The sequence below is a fragment of the Halomonas sp. R57-5 genome (assembly GCF_900070345.1).
GTDB classification, from domain to species: domain Bacteria; phylum Pseudomonadota; class Gammaproteobacteria; order Pseudomonadales; family Halomonadaceae; genus Vreelandella; species Vreelandella ventosae_B.
In genome coordinates, this window is the sequence record NZ_LN813019.1 from 2,505,403 (window position 1) to 2,523,657 (window position 18,255).

Below are 18,255 nucleotides of genomic sequence, written 5' to 3' on the forward strand. Positions count from 1 at the left end.
TTGGTCTTTAATTTTACTTAATATTTGCCCGCCGCTTGTGTGGCGGGTATATCGCAGTATGGTTGCTTGACAGATGTTTCAAGGCATTGCTATAAAACGCAGCTATGCTTTGATCGTCGTATCCATCGGTAACCATGCCGTTCAGAGCCATTTTTTGAAACAGTCAAGGGGTGAAGAGTGAATAAGTCCGAGCTGATTGAAGCCATTGCCGCGTCTGCAGATATTCCCAAAGCAGCGGCAACCCGCGCATTGGATGCCATGGTGGAGTCTGTCACCGATAGCCTTAAGAAGGGCGAAAGCGTATCTCTGGTAGGTTTTGGTACCTTCGCGATCAAAGAGCGTGCTGCTCGTACTGGCCGCAACCCACAAACGGGTGAGCCAATTCAGATCAGTGCTGCCAAAGTACCCAGCTTCAAAGCAGGTAAAGCGCTGAAAGACGCCGTCAACTAATTTGACCGCGTTTGCTGTAACCTAATGGGCGCATCGCATTGGCGATGCGCCCATGTTATTTTCTAACCCACTATTTATTAGGGGTTAGCGGGCCGATCTGTTTGGCTGTGACTATCTGAGGCTAGCATGCTGCAAAGTATTCGAGATGGCTCCAGGAGCTGGGGTGCCAAAATTATTATTGGTGTTATGGTCGCTGCCATGGCACTTTTCGGGATTGAGTCACTGTTTGGGCTTTTTGGCGATGATCCAAACGAAGTAGCGAGTGTTAACGGTCAGCCGATTATGCGCCAGCAGCTTGAGCTTGAGGTTCAGCGTGCGCTGCGTTCCGGCCAAGTACCGCCAGAGCAAGAGCGCGCTCTGCGCCGCGATATGCTCGATCAGTTGATCACTCAGCAACTGCTATCCCAGTATGCTGAGGAGGGTGGTTTTGCCGTTTCTGAACAGCAATTAGATCAGTTAATTGTCAGCCTGCCGGAGTTTCACGACCAAGATGGCCGCTTCTCCGCCGAGGTATTCCGCAATCGCCTCGCCAGTGCAGGCTATACGCCGGTTGCCTTCCGTGAAGAGTTACGTGTCGATATTCAGCGGCAGCATTTACAGCAAGGCTTAGCCTTCAGCGATTTTAGCCTGCCGAACGAACAAGAGCGCCTAGCCGAGCTACAGCGCCAGCAACGTAGCTTTCGCTACCTGATCCTGGATAGCGACGATGTCGAGGCTGATGTCGGTGTTAGCGAGGACGATCTCCAGGCTTATTATGATGCCCACCAGGAGCGCTATGAGCGTCCTGAGCAGGTGCGCCTTGAATATGTGTTAATTGACCGCCAAGCCATGGCGGAGGGGCGTGACGTAGACGAAGAGACACTGCGTGATGCATGGCGTGAGCAAAACCGTGATGCCGATCGCCGTGTATCCCATATAATGATCACCTTTGGTGATGAGCGCAGCCGGGATGAAGCGCAGCAGTTGGCTGAGACCGCCCGAGAAGCGCTGGACAACGGTGAGTCGTTTGCCGATACAGCCGTTCGCTACTCTGATGATACCGCCAGTGCGGAAGAGGGTGGTGATCTTGGGGTAATTAGCCGTGGTTTCTTTGGCGACAGCTTTGATGAAGCTGCCTTTGGCCTTGAAGAGGGCGATGTTTCCCAGCCGGTTGAGCTGGATAGCGCTTTCCATATTATCCAAGTGACGGATATTCAGGGGCCCACCTTTGAAGAGCAGCGCGATGAATTGGCGCGTGAAGTCGCACTACGTGATGTAGATGATGAGTTTAATCAGCGGGTTCAGCAATTAATCGATGAGAGCTTCGCTGCCGATGACTTGCAGAGTGTTGCCGATGATCTTGATCTGACCCTGCAGGAGAGCGACTGGCTCGCCAGTGATGATGAGGCGGAAGGCGTGTTATCTGAGCCGGGTGTAATGTCGGCGGCGTTTAGCAGCGATGTGCTTGAAGAGGGCTACAACAGTGAAGTGATCGAGTTGGATCAGGATCGTCGTTTGGTGCTTCGAGTTGCCGAGCAGCGCGATGCGACATTGCTGCCGCTGGATGAAGTACGTGAAGAGGTTGAAGTATCGGTAGCCGCCGAGCTGCAGCAACAAGCGCTGCGTGAAGAGGCGCAGGCGCTGGTCGCCAACCTGCGAGAAGATCAGCAGGTGGATGTTGATTGGCTCGAAGCCAATAACGTAAGCCGCCAAGCTGACACCACTGTGCCTCAGTTGATTGTTCAGGAAGCCTTCCGCATGGCGCGCCCCGAAGAGGGCGAGAGCGTCTATCGCACGGTTGAACTCCCGCAAGGTGTTGCTGTGGTGGCTCTGGATGGCGTCAGAGATGGTGAGGTCGATGAACAGATGGAGGCGTTTGTTGCCCAAATGGCCGAGCAGTTGCGTGCTCAATCGGTGCTGCAGGGATTAATTGATGACCTACGCAGCGATGCGGATATACAGCGGTAGGCACGCTTAAGTCCGAGTTTAAAATAGTAATAGCAAAAAAAAGCCGATCTCGTGATCGGCTTTTTAATGCGTAAAATGCGCTTAGGCGTCAGGCAGTTGCGTTAAAGAAAACTGACGCAGCCGTGGCGCCGTGTGGTCGCTGCGCTCGATAATAATATCCCAGCCGTGCTGAGCATCCCAGTCGCCTAGCACATAGCGTTTGGCCGGCACATCTTCTACCGTCAAGTCATGGACGTGCGGACGGTGGGTGTGACCATGAATCATGGTGCTCACACCGTGGCGCTCCATGACATGGATGACCTCCTGGTGAGTGACATCCATGATCGCCTCAGCCTTATTGGCATTGGCCTCACCCGATTGCGTGCGCAAACTCTGGGCAAGCGCTACGCGCTGCTCCAAAGGTAGCGCAAGCATTTGTGCCTGCCATTCAGGGTTGCGCGACTGCTGGCGAAAAGCCATATAGGCTTCATCCCGAGTACACAGGCTGTCGCCGTGCAACAGCACAATCGGTACGCCCTGAATTTCCACTTCCTCAATATCCGGTAGTAGAAACGCCTGACAGGCATTGATAAAGCGCTCGCCGAGCAGAAAGTCGCGGTTGCCGTGCATTAAATACACAGCGGTGCCATCGCTGCTAAGTTTGCGTAAATGCTTGATAACCTCTTGGGCAACACCGCAAAGTGGGTGCGTATTGGCGTCGAGTAGATCATCGCCAATCCAGGCATCAAAAAGGTCACCAAGAATATACAGCGCGTCGGCTCCTGGAGCGGTGTGCTCTAAATAGCGGTAAAACCCCTGGTTGATCTCTGGGGTATCGCTACTCAGATGAAGATCGGCAACAAGCAGTGTGCGCATAAGGCTCCCGGCGTTATTCTGCGCCTTTGACGTACGCGCGCTCGATAATGACATCTTCAGAGGGCACGTCGGCGTGCATGCCGCGACGGGTCGTCGCTACGTTTTTAATCTCGTTGACCACATCCATGCCGTCAACGACTTCGCCAAAGACCGCATAGCCCCAGCCTTGCAGGCTTTTACCGCTGTGATCAAGAAAACTATTATCGCCCACATTGATAAAAAACTGGGCAGTCGCCGAGTGTGGGTCTTGGGTGCGAGCCATTGCCAGCGTGCCAATGGTGTTTTTCAAGCCATTGTCAGCTTCGTTGTCGATAGGGTCACGGGTCGGCTTTTGCTCGAAGTCTTTGTCGAAACCACCGCCTTGAACCATAAAACCATCGATGACGCGGTGAAACAGGGTGCCGTCGTAGAATCCGTCGCGAACATACTGCTCAAAATTCGCTGCGCTAATCGGCGCTTTTTCGTGGTTAAGGGCGATGGTGATGTCACCATGGTTGGTCTGTAATACGATCATAGATAAATTCCTGTTCAATAAAGGCGTTCGCCTTGGCGCTGTGCATCGGCGTCACGTTATAATAGCGGTTTTGACCTGCACCGCGAAGGGCCATAGGCGTATCCTATGTTTTCACAGCATGTTTTCACAGCATGTCTTCACGGCTCAGTACGCCATCCACCACGAGGTTATCAACACCATCATGACCAACGAGACCACCCCAGCGCCGAACTTCATTCGCAACCAAGTACGCGACGAAATCGAGGGCGGCCAGGTCACTAAAATCGTGACGCGCTTCCCCCCGGAGCCCAATGGCTTTCTGCATATCGGCCATGCGAAGTCTATCTGTCTAAATTTCGGGTTGGCGAAGCAACTGGGTGGCGAGTGTCATCTACGCTTTGACGACACCAACCCGGCCAAAGAAGAACAGGCCTACATCGATGCGATCAAAGAGGACGTCAGCTGGCTAGGCTTTGAGTGGGCAGGCCCAGTGCGCTTTGCCTCCGACTATTTCGACCAGCTCTACGCCTGGGCGCAGCACTTAATGCGTGAAGGCAAAGCCTATGTCGACGACCTGTCGCCGGATGAAATCCGTGAGTACCGCGGTACCCTGACAGCGCCGGGTAAACCTAGCCCCTACCGCGAACGTAGTGCCGAAGAGAACCTGGATTTGCTGGCGCGCATGCGTGAAGGTGAGTTTGGCGAAAGTGAAAAGGTGGTGCGCGCCAAGATTGATATGGCTTCACCCAATATCAATCTACGCGACCCCATTATTTATCGCATTCGCCACGCCACCCATCACCAAACCGGTGATAAGTGGAAAATTTACCCCTCTTATGACTTTACCCACGGACAATCAGACGCCATTGAGGGCATTACCCACTCGATCTGCACCCTGGAGTTTGAAGATCACCGCCCGCTGTACGAGTGGTTTTTAAATAATCTGCCGGTACCTGCGAAACCGCGCCAGATTGAGTTCGCGCGGCTGAATCTTGACTATACCCTGACCTCCAAGCGCAAACTGAAGTTGCTGGTGGATGAGCAAATCGTGGATGGTTGGGATGATCCGCGTATGCCAACGATCTCGGGCATGCGTCGCCGTGGCTACACGCCCGCGTCGATTCGTAAATTCTGCGAAATGATAGGCGTTACCCGTGCTGACGGTGGCTTAGTGGATATCGCCATGCTGACCCACGCTATTCGCTCGGACCTGGAAGACAACGCGCCCCGCGCCATGTGTGTGTTAAAACCGTTAAAAGTCGTGCTCACCAACGTGCCGGAAGACCACGAAGAGGTTTACGAAGTGGCGGGCCMCCCCGCCCGAGACGATATGACCATGCGCAAAGTGCCGTTTAGCCGCGAGCTGTATATCGATCAAGACGACTTTATGGAAGATGCGCCCAAAAAATTCTTCCGCCTAGCGCCCGGTAAAGAAGTACGCCTGCGCAATAGCTACGTGATTCGCTGTGACGAGGTGATCAAAGACGCCGCCGGTGAGATCAGCGAACTGCACTGTTCGGTGGATTTCGATACGCTGGGTAAAAACCCAGAAGGGCGCAAGGTCAAGGGCGTTATTCATTGGGTTAGCGCTAGCCACGGCGTTCCAATGGAGGTCCGTCTTTACGACAACCTGTTCACCGTTGAACAGCCTGATCGTGATAAAGATGTCGATTTTCTAGAGCATCTTAATCCGGAGTCGCTGGTCGTTTGCCAAGCCATCGGAGAGCCCAGCTTAGCCTTCGCAACGCCCGAGTCACGCTTCCAGTTCGAGCGCGTCGGCTACTTCTGCGCTGACCGTCACGACTCTACGCCAGAGCATTTGGTGTTTAACCGTACCGTGGGGTTGAAAGATAGCTGGGCTAAAATCAAGCAGAAGGGCTAAAACAAACATGGATAGCCATATGCATATTTACAATACGCTGACGCGCCGCAAAGAACCTTTCACCCCGCTGGAAGCGGGTAAAGTGAGCATGTATGTCTGCGGCATGACGGTGTATGACTACTGCCACCTGGGGCACGCCCGTGTCATGGTCGCCTTTGACGTTATTACCCGCTACTTGCGTGAACGTGGCTATGACGTTAACTACGTGCGCAACATTACCGATATTGACGACAAAATCCTCAAGCGCGCCGACGAGAATGGCGAAAGTATTACGGCGCTGACTGAGCGCATGATTGACGCCATGCACGAAGACGAGCAACGCTTGTTTGTTTTGCCGCCCAGTCATGAGCCCCGCGCCACCGGCCATATCGACGATATTGTGGCGATGATTGAAACGCTGATTGAGAAAGGCTTTGCTTACGCGGCAGATAACGGCGACGTCTACTACCGGGTACGTAAATTTGCCGATTACGGCAAACTCAATAATCGCCAGCTCGACGATATGCGCGCAGGCAGCCGGGTTGATGTGGATGTTCATAAAGAAGATCCGCTCGATTTTGTGCTCTGGAAAGCCGCTAAACCAGGGGAGGCGCACTGGCCGTCACCCTGGGGTAACGGCCGCCCAGGTTGGCATATTGAGTGCTCGGCAATGTCGACCTGCTGCTTAGGTGATACCTTTGATATTCATGGCGGTGGGCCGGATTTAACCTTTCCGCACCATGAAAATGAGATTGCTCAATCAGAGGCAGCCACGGGTAAAACCTACGTCAACACCTGGATGCATGCAGGTGCCGTGCGGGTGAATCAGGAGAAAATGTCCAAATCCCTGGGCAACTTTTTCACCATCCGCGACGTGCTGGCCGAGCACGACCCAGAAGTGGTGCGTTTTCTGCTGGTGGCTAGCCACTACCGTAGCCCGATCAACTACTCGGTTGATTCACTGACTGAGGCGCGTAAATCGCTAACGCGCTTGTACACCGCGCTGGAAGGTATTGAGCTAGGAGGCGCAAATGGTGATGCAAGCGGGGACGCTTCGGCTTACCGTAAGCGCTTTACTCAGGTAATGGACGATGACTTCAATACGCCTGAAGCCTTGGCAGTGATGTTTGAGTTGGCACGAGAGGTTAATCGCGCTAAGCAAGAGCAACCTGATGGCGCCGCCAAGCTTGCGGCCGAGTTAAAGCAGCTAGGGTCTGTTTTGGGACTGCTCCAGCAAGCGCCGCAAACGTTCCTAAAAGGCACCCAGCAGCAGGGGATGCCACTAAGTGAGGGCGAGGTCGAAGCCAAAATTGCTCAGCGTATCGCGGCTAAAGCCAATAAAGACTTCGCCCAGGCGGACGCGATCCGCGATGAACTTGCTGCGATGGGAATCATGCTCAAGGATTCCCGAGAGGGCACGTCTTGGGTGTTTGAAGCGCCTTAATAAGGAACCTTAATCACTCGTTGGTAGCTCATGCGCTAACTTAAACGTTGAAGGCTTTTATGCTGCAACGCTGAAGGCTCTTATGCCGACAAGCTGAAGGCTCTTATACTGAATAAGAGCCTCAGAAGACAATACCAACGTAAAAGGAACTCAAAATGCGCTTTTCAGCTAATGCTTTAATTGCTGCCTGTGCCGTATCTGCTATCTCCCTTTCCCAGGCCAGCGCCAATGAGCCTGTCGTAGTGTCATCCAAAATCGACACGGAAGGTTCGGTATTGGGCGAACTGATTATTCAAACCCTGGAACGCCACGATATTACTACTGAAAACCGTTTACAGCTGGGTGGCACCAGCGTCGTACGCACGGCTTTAGAAGCTGGTGAGATTGACCTTTACCCAGAATACACGGGTAATGGTGCGTTCTTTTTCGATATGGCCGATAGTCCGGTATGGAATAATGCCGATCAGGCTTATGAAACAGTACGCGAGCGTGATGCGCAGCAAGGCTTGATATGGCTGCAGCCCGCCAGCGCTAATAACACCTGGGCAATGAGCATCCGGGAAGATGTCGCCGCTGAAAATGAGCTGGTGAGCCTGGACGATCTTGCTGCTTATTTAGCCGATGGCGGCGATTTTAAATTTGCCGCAAGCGCTGAATTTGTTGAGTCTGCTCAAGCACTGCCAGCGTTCCAGGAAGCCTACGGTTTTGAGCTCAGTGATGATCAACTGTTGGTGCTCTCTGGTGGCAATACCGCCGCCACCATGCGGGCGGCCGCTCAGCAGACCAGTGGCGTTAATGGCGCTATGACCTATGGCACGGACGGTGGCTTAAGTGCGCTGGGATTGGTCGTACTGGAAGACACGAAGGGCGTGCAGCCGGTGTATCAGCCAGCTCCCGTGGTGCGTGAAAGCGTACTGGAAACGTACCCAGAAATTGAAGCGCTGCTCAATGAGGTGTTTACCACTCTCGATTTGGTCACCCTGCAAACGCTCAATGCCGATGTCGCCGTAAATGGCCTGTCGCCATCTCAAGTGGCTAGCGACTACCTCGATACGCTTAATAATTAATGCCTGGTACTCTTATAAATTAATGCTAATGCTAGGGATAACTAATTAATGTCGTTAATGGATGCACTGCCTACCCCGCGGCTTCGTTGGGAGGGGCGGCACCCTAACATTGTGCTCGTTAGCCTTAGCTTTCTCATGCTAGCCTCATTCTGGACGTTTGACGTCGTTAGCATGGCCCCCAACCGGATTGTGTTGGGGACGGGGCATGGCGCACTGGAGGCCTTTGGTTGGCCTGGCGCGCTATTGGTGACCCTGCTGCTCTCTTGCATCGGTATTCTCGCCTGGCAACCGAGCCATCGTCACTACCGGGCGCTACTTGCGGCGGTAGTGGTCATAATGGCGCTGATGCCGGTTGGGTTGATGGCGAGCAGCTATTTACTGATTGACCCTGAGTTGCCCCAGGCGCGTTTAGGCTTAGGCGCGGCGTATTGGGTAGTGTTATTCGTACTGCTGCTGTGCTTGGTAGAACTACGTTTGCGTTTAAACCTAACGCGAATATGGCCCACGCTGTTGCTGTGTGGTGTCGCGCTGGTGTGGTGGCTATGTGCGGCTTTTGGCTTGGAGACGCTCGCGCTTGTTCAAGAGTTTAGAGCACGTGACCAACAGTTTTTACGCGCCGTTGTGCAGCACATTAAGCTGGTAAGCCTCGCCGTTAGCGTCAGTATTGTGCTTGGGATGGCACTCGCCATGTTAATGCGCCGCTATGCCCGACTACAAAAAGGTGCTTTTGCACTCCTCAATTTTCTACAGACGATACCTAGCCTGGCGCTATTCGGACTACTGCTGGTGCCGCTTGCCTGGCTTGCCGCCAGCGTGCCTGTGTTAGACCAACTTGGCGTTAGCGGTATTGGCACGACCCCCGCCTTAATCGCACTGATCGCTTACAGCCTGCTGCCCATTGTCCGCAATACCTACACGGCGCTTGAGCAAGTGAGTGCCGATACCTTGGAAGCCGCAAAAGGAATGGGTATGCGTGCCGGCCAGCGGTTTTGGCAGGTGCGGCTACCGCTGGCGCTACCGGTGCTGTTGGAAGGGGTAAGGATTACCACTGTTCAGGCAATTGGACTCACCGCCGTTGCCGCTCTGATTGGTGCGGGCGGGCTGGGTACGTTTATTTTTCAAGGCTTAGGCCAGGCCGCCATGGATATGGTGTTACTTGGTGCACTGCCGATCTTAATGCTGGCTCTGGTGGTGGATGCGAGCTTAGGTGCTCTTGCAGAAGCGCTGCGCCCCGGAGGAATGAGATGATTGAGCTGTCCCATGTATCCAAGCGGTTTGGGGATGAAACTGCGGTGGACGATATTTCACTACGGGTGCCAAAGGGCAAGTTTTGTGCATTAGTAGGTACCTCGGGCTGTGGGAAATCGACCACCTTGCGTATGATCAATCGCTTAATTGCGCACAGCGAAGGCGATATCATCCTCGATGGGCAGGCGATTGACGTCTACGACCCGGTGAAGCTGCGTCGTCGAATTGGCTATGTGATTCAACACACGGGGCTGTTTCCTCACTGGAACGTTGCGCGCAACATCGGCCTGGTTCCGCGGTTATTGAAGTGGTCAACAACCGACGTTCAGTCGCGGGTTGCGGAGCTAATGCATTTACTCGGCTTGCCGGTTGATGAGTTTGGGCATAAATATCCCCATCAGCTTTCCGGGGGGCAGGCCCAGCGCGTGGGCGTTGCACGTGCCCTGGCGGCAGACCCAGACATTCTGCTGATGGATGAGCCGTTCGGCGCGCTGGACCCTATTACCCGCGAAAAGCTGCAGGATGAGCTGGCCAAGCTACAGGCACGACTGCACAAAACCGTGGTGTTTGTGACCCACGATATGGATGAAGCACTTAAGCTGGCGGMCCACTTAGTGGTGATGCGTGAAGGTCGAATTGTGCAGCAAGGTTCACCGCTGGCGCTATTACAAAACCCCGCCGACCCGTTTGTCGAGTCGCTGTTGGGTGGGCTGGAAAGGGGACTCAAACAGGCAGCATTAACCCGGGTGAAAGATCACATGACCTCCATGGGGCCTACCTTGCCCGCGCAGTCGCGGATCCCTGGGGTATTCTCGCTACGTCAGGCACTCTCCATGATGCTGCGCGACCATACCGACCGGCTGACCGTCGTCGACCAGCATGATGTGCCGGTCGGCGAACTGTCGTTGCGTAGAATTATCAAGGAGGCTCAACTGGATAATGGACACCCACGTGAGTAACTCCCTAAGCGTTGCCCAGCCCGATAAAAAAGCCCCCCAATGGCTATGGCCACTGCTGTGGAGTGCGCTACTGCTGGTTAGCGTCGTGGGCATGTCTGCTGCCGAACCGCTGTTTCGCTGGATAGAGCCTGAAGCACGGCAAGTTATTTACAACCGCGCCGAGTTTTACGTTCTGCTAGGCCGTCATCTCTTCGTGGTCGGTATCGCCGCAGTCGTAACCATTATCGTGGGGGTGGCCGCGGGCATCGCGGTGACCCGCAGGTGGGGCAGCGATTTTCTACCGCTGGTGGCTCAACTGGCATCACTGGGGCAAACGTTTCCGCCGGTGGCCGTTTTAGCGCTGGCGGTACCCGTGCTGGGTTTTGGCACCTTACCTATTATTGTCGCCTTAATGCTCTACGGGCTACTGCCTATCGTGCGCAATACCCTTGCCGGTCTGCACGGAGTGGAGAGCGATATTAAAATGGCTGCCCACGCCATGGGCATGACGCCAGCGCAAATCCTACGCCAAGTCGAACTGCCGCTGGCAGCACCGGTCATTTTGGCGGGCATCCGTACTTCGGTGACGATTAATATTGCTACCGCAGCGCTCGGGGCGACCGTGGGTGCCAGTAATCTGGGCGACCCGATTATCTCCGGCATCGTCAACGGCAATATGGCTTATGTGGTTCAGGGGGCGCTGACCATTGCGCTATTGGCGCTGACGATCGATAGCCTGTTTGAACTGCTGCAGCGTCAACTACGTTCCCGCCTCTCTGCGCCTTAAGCTCTCTCTGCACCTTAAGTAGCATCCCTAAAGTTCTTGTGCTGCGGTACTGTCCTTATTGTTGTGGTAACCCTGGATGTTGCGTTGGCCTATGGCAGATAAATCCACTGGCATAAACGGTCAATACCAACAACACTGCCCTCAAAAGGGGTAAAACAAGGACAATAATGATGACACAGTACGTACACCAGCCGGACTTCATGACCGGCGATGAATTTTCGATTCCCACCTTTAGCCTGCTTAATCCCGAGGGTGAGCTCTATAGTGGCGCTGATGAGCCTGCGCTTGAGCGTGATCACGCCCGGCGTATCTATCAGGCAATGCTGGCGACGCGCATTCTCGATGAACGCATGATGGCGGCTCAGCGCCAGGGGCGGCTGAGCTTCTACATGCAGTGTACCGGCGAAGAGGCCGCTGTAGTGGGCGCCACCGCTGCGCTAAATGACGCCGATATGATTATGGCGCAGTACCGCGAGCAGGGCGCCTTGATGTATCGCGGCTTCTCGATCGACGAATTTATGAATCAGCTGTTCGGCAACGAGCTGGACTACGGCAAAGGCCGTCAAATGCCGATTCACTATGGGTCGCGCAAGCTGCACTACATGACCATCTCGTCTCCCTTAGCGACTCAGATTCCTCAGGCCACGGGCTACGCCTACGGCCAAAAATTGGCTGGTAACGGTCACTGCACGTTAACTTTTTTTGGGGAAGGCGCTGCCTCCGAGGGTGATTTCCACGCCGCGCTGAATATGGCTTCAGTGCATCAGGTGCCGGTGATTTTCTTCTGCCGTAACAATGGATATGCCATTTCCACGCCTGCCGTCGAGCAGTTTGCCGCCGACGGTATCGCTCCGCGTGCCTTTGGCTACCATATGCACGTGATTCGGGKCGATGGTAACGACGTGCTGGCTGTTTACGAGGCAACTCGGCAGGCACGCAAAATCGCCGTTGAGCACAATCAGCCGGTGTTAATTGAGGCCATGAGCTATCGCCTTGCCGCGCACTCTTCTTCCGATGACCCTTCTGGCTATCGCTCGAAAGATGAAGAGGAGGTGTGGCGCGCCAAAGACCCACTGCTGCGACTGCAAAAATGGCTCTTGAAGAAGCAGTGGTGGAGCGAAGAGGAGGAGACCTCCCAGCAGGAAACCCTGCGCCGCGAAGTGCTGGAAACCATGAAGCGGGCAGAGAAACGCTCGTCACCGCCGCTGGAGAGCCTGATCAGCGATGTGTATGCCGATATCACTCCGTCGCTGCAGCGTCAATTCGATCAGTTAAAACGCCATATTCGTCGCTACCCAGAGGCTTATCCCCGCGGTGCGCAGTCGTTGGATTTAGACGTGGGCACCGAGACTGATACCCAGGGAGAGGCGTAACATGGCTACCATGAACATGCTCCAGGCAATTAATAATGCACTGGATATCGCCATGGCAGAGGATGAAAAAGTCATCTGCTTTGGTGAAGACGTGGGTATCTTTGGCGGTGTCTTTCGAGCTACCAGCCACCTGCAGGAGAAGTACGGCAAAGCGCGCTGTTTCAATACGCCACTTGTCGAGCAGGGCATTATCGGCTTTGCCAACGGCTTGGCAGCCCAAGGCTCGGTGCCTGTTGCAGAAATACAGTTTGCCGACTATATCTTTCCGGCGTTTGACCAGATCGTTAACGAAACCGCCAAGTTCCGCTACCGCTCAGGCGATCTGTTTAACGTTGGTGGTTTGACCATTCGCACCCCTTACGGTGGCGGTATCGCTGGTGGCCTCTATCACTCTCAATCACCGGAAGCTTATTTCACCCATACACCTGGATTAAAGGTAGTGGTGCCGCGCAACCCCTATCAGGCCAAAGGGCTACTGCTCGCCGCTATTCGCGATCCGGATCCGGTACTTTTTCTGGAGCCGAAGCGTCTTTATCGCGCTTCAGTCGGTGAAGTACCCGAAGAGGATTACCAGCTACCCATTGGCGAAGCCGAAATCACCAAAGAGGGCACGGATATTACCGTGGTGGGCTGGGGCGCGCAGATGGAGGTGATCGGCAAAGCGGTCGAGCTAGCCGAAGAGCAGGGCATCGCCTGTGAAGTGATTGACCTGCGCTCACTGTTGCCCTGGGATGCGGATACGGTGGCTGAGTCGGTGCTGAAAACCGGCCGGCTCGTGGTGAGTCATGAAGCCCCCTTAACCGGCGGCTTTGCCGGTGAAATTGCCGCGACTATTCAAGAGCGTTGTTTTCTCTACCTGGAATCGCCCATTGCCCGGGTGACAGGGCTGGATACGCCTTTTCCGCTGGTGTTGGAAAAAGAGTATCTGCCTGATCACCTGAAAATTTTTGAAGCGATTCGCGAAAGCGTCAACTTTTAGTGCCTATTAATGCCTAAGTACGCATGGGGAGAAAAACAATGAGCGATTTTTTACTGCCGGATATTGGCGAAGGCATCGTCGAGTGCGAAGTGGTTGAGTGGCGCGTCGCGGAAGGCGATCAAATTGAAGAAGACCAGCCCATCGTTGAAGTGATGACCGACAAGGCGCTGGTGGAGATTACCGCCCCCGAAGCGGGTGTCGTCACCAAGCTGTATGTGGCTCAGGGGCAAATTGCCAAAGTGCATGCGCCGCTATTTGCTTATCAGGTGGAGGGGGAGAATCAGACCGGCGACCCGACTAGCAACAATAAGAGTGAGGCTGAGACAGAAACGGCCCAATCGGCCGCCAGTGAAAAGCCGAGCGAACGGCCGGCAGAATTCTCCACCGCTACAGCTACACCGGCTGCTGGCCGCTTATATAACAAGGTTCCCGCCAGCCCTGCCGTTAGACGCCTGGTGCGTGAACACGCCTTACAGCTCACGGAGATCGCGGGTAGCGGTAAAGATGGCCGAGTGCTAAAAGAGGATGTGCTAACGCATCTTGACCAAGCATCGCAAACCGCTACCCCATCCAGCCAAGCAGCGGTTAAAACCCAAGCCGAAAGCAGCGCGCCCAGGGTAGAGCCACTGCGCGGCGTGCGTGCAGTGATGGCCAAGCGTATGGTGGAAGCGGCGAGCACCATTCCCCATTTTCACTATGGCGAAGAGATTGACGTGACCGCACTGCTGGCGCTGCGGGAGCGCTTAAAGCCATTGGCAGAAGCCCAGGGTGAACGGCTGACGCTAATGCCGTTGTTTATGAAAGCCATGGCACTGGCGGTCGCCGAAGAACCCATCGTTAATGCCCAATTAAATGCCGCCGGGGATGAGCTGCATTATTATCCCCAGTGTAATATCGGTATGGCTGTCGATAGCAAAGCGGGCCTGATGGTGCCCAATGTTAAAAACGTTGAGCGCCTAACCCTGCTGGAGATTGCGCGGGAAGTCGGCCGGTTAACCACGGCGGCACGAGAAGGGCGGGTGGATCAAGCGGATCTAAAAGGCGGCACCATCAGTATTTCCAATATCGGTGCGCTGGGAGGCACCTACGCCGCACCGATTATTAACGCCCCGGAAGCCGCTATTGTGGCGATTGGTAAAACCCAGTGGCTACCGCGTTTTGATGAACAAGGCGCCGTGCAGCGCCGCGCGATTATGACCATCACCTGGGCGGGCGATCACCGCTTTATCGACGGTGGAACCATCGCACGCTTCTGCAATACCTGGAAAGGTTTTCTGGAAGCGCCAGACAGTATGCTGCTCCATTTGGCATAGCTTTTGGAATAGCCTCTGGAATAGCCATTGGAAAAGAGATGATCTCTCAGGCACCGCTTCAGCAGTTCTATATACCCGAAGAGCAGTCGGTCTACCTGCTGAGTCATCACGATGCCCGCAAGCTGAAAGACTGGGTGGCGCTGTGTCAAGCGCAGCTCACCCAGTTGGGCTATCAAGGCATCGAGTTAATTGGCAAGGGCGCCTACGGCTTTGTATTTGCCGGAAGCACCGTCCACCAAGGCGCTACTGCCCACTACGTGTTTAAGTTCTCGCGCATTACCCTACCTACCCATTTGCAGGAGCGCCTCGAAGAAGAGGCGTTCATGCTCGATCAGGTCTCGCACCCGCGAATACCTGGCCTGATCGCCTACCAGCGCTCCCGGGGCCAATCCATTTTAGTCATGGAGCGTGCCCCTGGCTGGAATTTAGAGCAGGTATCGCTTAAGCGGGGACGCTTGTCGCCTAGGCTGATCGTGCGTATCGCCGCCCAGTTGGCTGATATTCTTGCCGCCCTTCGGCGTGAGTCAGGCCCTCAGGCTCGTCCGGTCGTGCATGGCGATATAAAGCCTTCCAACCTGGTGTATGACAACGAGCACGAGTCTATCGCGCTAATCGACTGGGGTTCATCGGTATTTGCCCAGCTAGATGCACAGCTGCAGTTTGTGGGCGCTAATGTGATGGAGCTGATGTCGGATAATTTGCAGCAAACCAATGCCCGTCTGGGCGATGTCTACTTTATCGGCGAAGAGCAATTGAACGGCGCGCTGTCGTCACCACGATTTGATGAGCAGGGGGCAGCGGGAACCCTGTATGCGCTGGCGTCAGCGCAGTCGTGTCGCTTCGGCTGTCGAGCGATTCCCGCCAGTTCGCTGGGTCTGCCGATGGAGTTTGCCCGAACCCTGGATGGCATGCTCGACCCCGACCCTCAGGTGCGGCGCAAAGCCGGCGACTACTTTTTAAACAACATGCCGCGTATGGCCAGGGTGGTGATGATTGATCTGCCTGCATCGCTGAATGTACCGCTGGTGCCTGTATGGGCGCGACCCGCGCATCAGGAGATCGATACCGTGGTGTACAGCTCGCGCAAGGCCTTTCTACGCGAAGTCTTTTCACAGGAAGAGCATGCCCAAGAAACCCTGAATGATGTCAATGATGTGCAGTTAGACCGCTACTACAAGCAGTTTATGCAGGGTATGGGTGAAACCGAAAAAGCCTTTTTGGCATCGGTCAGCCGACTGGGGAAGTACCCGGTAGTGGGCGGCTTGGCGGTACGCTGGGAGCGGGAGGGTGTGTATATCGACTCGTCGTTAAATTTACACGACCCGGCACTCAAGCCTGCCTTCATCGAGGCGGTTAATAATATGGTGCATCTGGCGCGGGCAATTCATCGCCAAGGGGTATTTAAAAGCTGCCTGTTTAATGCCCGCCAGACGCTTCATTTAGAACGTGCTTCTGTCGATGAGGCGTTTGTCAGCGAACCCAGCATGGCCATTGGCTACGAACTGAGTGCGGTGCCGGAGCTTGAAGATCGCACCCGCCAACACAGCTATTTTGAAGATGGGCCCGATCCCGAAGAGCTACTCATACTGCCTGAATCGATAATGCGCGTGCTGCAGCAGCTCAATGATATTCACCATACTGGCATGATCATTTTTGAAGCGCTGCCCCAGCACCTCAAAATACATAGCTACTACCGCCTGCTGGATCCAGCCCGAGAGGGCGAGTTCCGCACGCTGCTGGCGCACATTCTTGCCTCGGTAGACCAAATCGAGGGCCTAGGCGTCTCGGGCTACATGAAAATGCCCTATAAAGACACCCGCTACTTTACCCACCTGGCAAGCCAGCCTGAGCGCTATTACCCCCGCGACCCAAAGGAATATGCGAAAAAATTAACAGAACAGTAAAAGCACCCTCTATTTCTGCTCTGAGCTGTTCATTGCATCCGTCTGATCCGCCAACCACGCTGTCAGCTGTTCAGTGAGCTCGTCGCTGGCGCTGCCAAACGCATCCACCACGTTGGCAATAGCGACGCTGCTCGCTTGAGCGCTGGTGGTGAAGCTCTGAGTGGCAATAGACGTGCGGTTTTGAGCGCTGACGAGCTGTACATCGAGCTGTACTTTCACCGTGGGCGGCTGGGTCACATAATCGCTCTGGAAGTGGCGTAGTTCGCTGAGTAGCAGAAGCTCGGAAGGCAGGCTGTCGCTTCCCACACTGGCAAAGAGGCGACTCTGCTGTAACCCTGCGATCAAGCGCGTCTGGAGTAAGTCTGGGGCATTCTCCTGCCAGCGGGCGCCTTCATACACATTAACGGTATTGCCCTCTGGGTAGACCACAATGCGGTTGCTGCTGAGTAAATGGCCCGCTTGTGGGGCAGCCMCCGCGAGACGTTGTCTAGTCGTCAGCGAATTGGATGAGGGGGTAACGGGCTGTATATCGGCACTGGGCAAACGATACAGCGTCGCTGGCTCACTTTCGGGCAATATTGAACAGCCACTACTCATTAGCAGTACGGCAGAAACGCAGACAACAGAAACGAAAGCAGCGGGGCGTAACTTCATGGGCGGAACTCCTCTACCTGATCACGGCCGAGGAAAAAGTCCGTTGGGCTCTCCTCTAGCTGGCGGGTAATACGATCTAGCGTAGCGAGCGTGGAGCGCAGCGAAGAGAGCGCCGGGGCAATATCTTGCGCACCCTGTAAGCTACCTTCGATGGCCCCAGCGTTAGTCTCCACTAACTGCTCGATGCGCTGTGCCGCACGTGCCACATCGCGGCTTGCATCGGCAGCGCTCTCCATCACCAGGCGGCCATCCTGACGCAGCAACTGGGTTGCTTCCTGGCTAAGTGCATCAATGCTGCTGAGTGTGGTCGTAGCTTGACGGGTCGCCTCGCCGAAAAGTGCCATGTTTTGGTCTAGAGCGTCCTGCTGGGTGGCAATCATTTCGGTGATCTGAGCAATATTGGTTAAAATACTGCCTGCCTGCTCACGGTTGTTATCGTCAAACAGTTCGTTGACGTTTTGCAGGATTGAATTGATGTTTTCGATCATATCTTCGCCCTCATCAAACAGCGTAGCGATGGGCGAAGGGTCTGCGTTTATAAACGGTGCTTCGATATTGGTTTGGTCAATTAGCAGTGGGGCTTCAGGGGTGCCGCCATGGAGCTGAACAGACATGCTGCCGGTGATGCTGGCAAAGGCGAGCTTTGCCCGGGTGTCTGTCTTGATCGGCGCGTCATCGTAAACGCGGATATGGGCAATCACTTGCCGAGGATCGTCAGGATTGAGGTTAAGCTCGGTGACGTCACCTACCTCAATACCGTTATATTGCACACGACTGCCGACTGATAAACCGCTCACGCTGCGCTCAAATAGAATACGGTAAGGCTGATAGCTACGTTCGCCTGCTGCATAGCTCATCCATAGCGCAAACAGCAGCGCCGCGGCGGCGGTGCCCAGCGTGAATAAACCGATTAACACGTGATGCGCGCGGGTTTCCATCTWC

At 54.8% G+C, this 18,255-nt stretch carries 16 protein-coding genes; 12 read left to right on the plus strand and 4 right to left on the minus strand.

Going from position 1 to position 18,255, the window contains the following annotated elements:
* The first annotated feature begins 177 nt into the window (after positions 1–177).
* A complete protein-coding gene (locus HALO_RS11515; RefSeq protein ID WP_035579518.1) occupies positions 178–450 on the plus strand; it encodes an HU family DNA-binding protein in 273 nt (90 codons plus the stop codon).
* A 126-nt stretch (positions 451–576) separates the two neighbouring features.
* Positions 577–2,397 carry a SurA N-terminal domain-containing protein gene (locus HALO_RS11520; RefSeq protein ID WP_035579516.1) on the plus strand — a complete coding sequence of 607 codons (1,821 nt, stop codon included), beginning with the start codon at positions 577–579 and terminating at the stop codon, positions 2,395–2,397.
* Between the two features lie 81 nt (positions 2,398–2,478).
* Here HALO_RS11520 and HALO_RS11525 read toward each other — a convergent pair whose 3' ends face one another.
* Both HALO_RS11525 and HALO_RS11530 read right to left on the minus strand, forming a co-directional pair.
* Positions 2,479–3,252 (minus strand): UDP-2,3-diacylglucosamine diphosphatase, encoded by a 774-nt coding sequence (locus HALO_RS11525; protein ID WP_035579515.1) that lies wholly within the window; start codon positions 3,250–3,252, stop codon positions 2,479–2,481.
* A 13-nt stretch (positions 3,253–3,265) separates the two neighbouring features.
* The gene (locus HALO_RS11530) at positions 3,266–3,766 is read right to left on the minus strand and encodes a peptidylprolyl isomerase (RefSeq protein WP_035579513.1); all 501 of its coding nucleotides are present in this window, start codon (positions 3,764–3,766) and stop codon (positions 3,266–3,268) included.
* Positions 3,767–3,947: 181 nt separating this feature from the next.
* On the opposite strand from HALO_RS11530, the gene HALO_RS11535 reads away from it, so the two are divergent.
* From HALO_RS11535 to HALO_RS11580, 10 genes are all read left to right on the plus strand, one after another.
* Complete coding sequence (locus HALO_RS11535; RefSeq protein WP_050714165.1) at positions 3,948–5,627, plus strand: glutamine--tRNA ligase/YqeY domain fusion protein; 1,680 nt, start codon at positions 3,948–3,950, stop codon at positions 5,625–5,627.
* Between the two features lie 19 nt (positions 5,628–5,646).
* Positions 5,647–7,050 (plus strand): cysteine--tRNA ligase, encoded by a 1,404-nt coding sequence (cysS, locus tag HALO_RS11540; RefSeq protein ID WP_172821673.1) that lies wholly within the window; start codon positions 5,647–5,649, stop codon positions 7,048–7,050.
* A gap of 155 nt (positions 7,051–7,205) precedes the next feature.
* Positions 7,206–8,117, plus strand: a complete 912-nt coding sequence (osmF, locus tag HALO_RS11545; protein WP_035579509.1) for a glycine betaine ABC transporter substrate-binding protein OsmF — start codon at positions 7,206–7,208, stop codon at positions 8,115–8,117.
* 48 nt (positions 8,118–8,165) lie between these two features.
* Positions 8,166–9,365 (plus strand): ABC transporter permease, encoded by a 1,200-nt coding sequence (locus HALO_RS11550; protein WP_035579507.1) that lies wholly within the window; start codon positions 8,166–8,168, stop codon positions 9,363–9,365.
* A complete protein-coding gene (locus HALO_RS11555; RefSeq protein ID WP_050713444.1) occupies positions 9,362–10,324 on the plus strand; it encodes an ABC transporter ATP-binding protein in 963 nt (320 codons plus the stop codon). Before HALO_RS11550 ends, HALO_RS11555 begins: the two co-directional genes overlap by 4 nt.
* Positions 10,305–11,090 (plus strand): ABC transporter permease, encoded by a 786-nt coding sequence (locus HALO_RS11560; RefSeq protein ID WP_035579502.1) that lies wholly within the window; start codon positions 10,305–10,307, stop codon positions 11,088–11,090. The genes HALO_RS11555 and HALO_RS11560 overlap by 20 nt, the downstream gene beginning before the upstream one ends.
* Before the next feature lie 170 nt (positions 11,091–11,260).
* Positions 11,261–12,463 (plus strand): thiamine pyrophosphate-dependent dehydrogenase E1 component subunit alpha, encoded by a 1,203-nt coding sequence (locus HALO_RS11565; protein WP_050713445.1) that lies wholly within the window; start codon positions 11,261–11,263, stop codon positions 12,461–12,463.
* Between the two features lies 1 nt (position 12,464).
* Positions 12,465–13,442, plus strand: coding sequence for an alpha-ketoacid dehydrogenase subunit beta (locus HALO_RS11570; RefSeq protein WP_009287805.1), 978 nt, complete (start codon positions 12,465–12,467; stop codon positions 13,440–13,442).
* A gap of 38 nt (positions 13,443–13,480) precedes the next feature.
* Positions 13,481–14,755: a 2-oxo acid dehydrogenase subunit E2 gene (locus HALO_RS11575; protein WP_035579497.1), complete on the plus strand. Its 1,275-nt coding sequence runs from the start codon at positions 13,481–13,483 to the stop codon at positions 14,753–14,755.
* Between the two features lie 41 nt (positions 14,756–14,796).
* Positions 14,797–16,659, plus strand: coding sequence for a serine/threonine protein kinase (locus tag HALO_RS11580; protein ID WP_035583397.1), 1,863 nt, complete (start codon positions 14,797–14,799; stop codon positions 16,657–16,659).
* Positions 16,660–16,668: 9 nt separating this feature from the next.
* Here the strand turns inward: HALO_RS11580 and HALO_RS11585 are convergent, their stop codons facing one another.
* Together HALO_RS11585 and HALO_RS11590 are read right to left on the minus strand one after the other, a co-directional pair.
* The gene (locus tag HALO_RS11585; RefSeq protein WP_050713446.1) at positions 16,669–17,313 is read right to left on the minus strand and encodes an ABC-type transport auxiliary lipoprotein family protein; all 645 of its coding nucleotides are present in this window, start codon (positions 17,311–17,313) and stop codon (positions 16,669–16,671) included.
* Complete coding sequence (locus HALO_RS11590) at positions 17,310–18,251, minus strand: MlaD family protein (protein WP_035579493.1); 942 nt, start codon at positions 18,249–18,251, stop codon at positions 17,310–17,312. The genes HALO_RS11585 and HALO_RS11590 overlap by 4 nt, the downstream gene beginning before the upstream one ends.
* Positions 18,252–18,255: the final 4 nt, after the last annotated feature.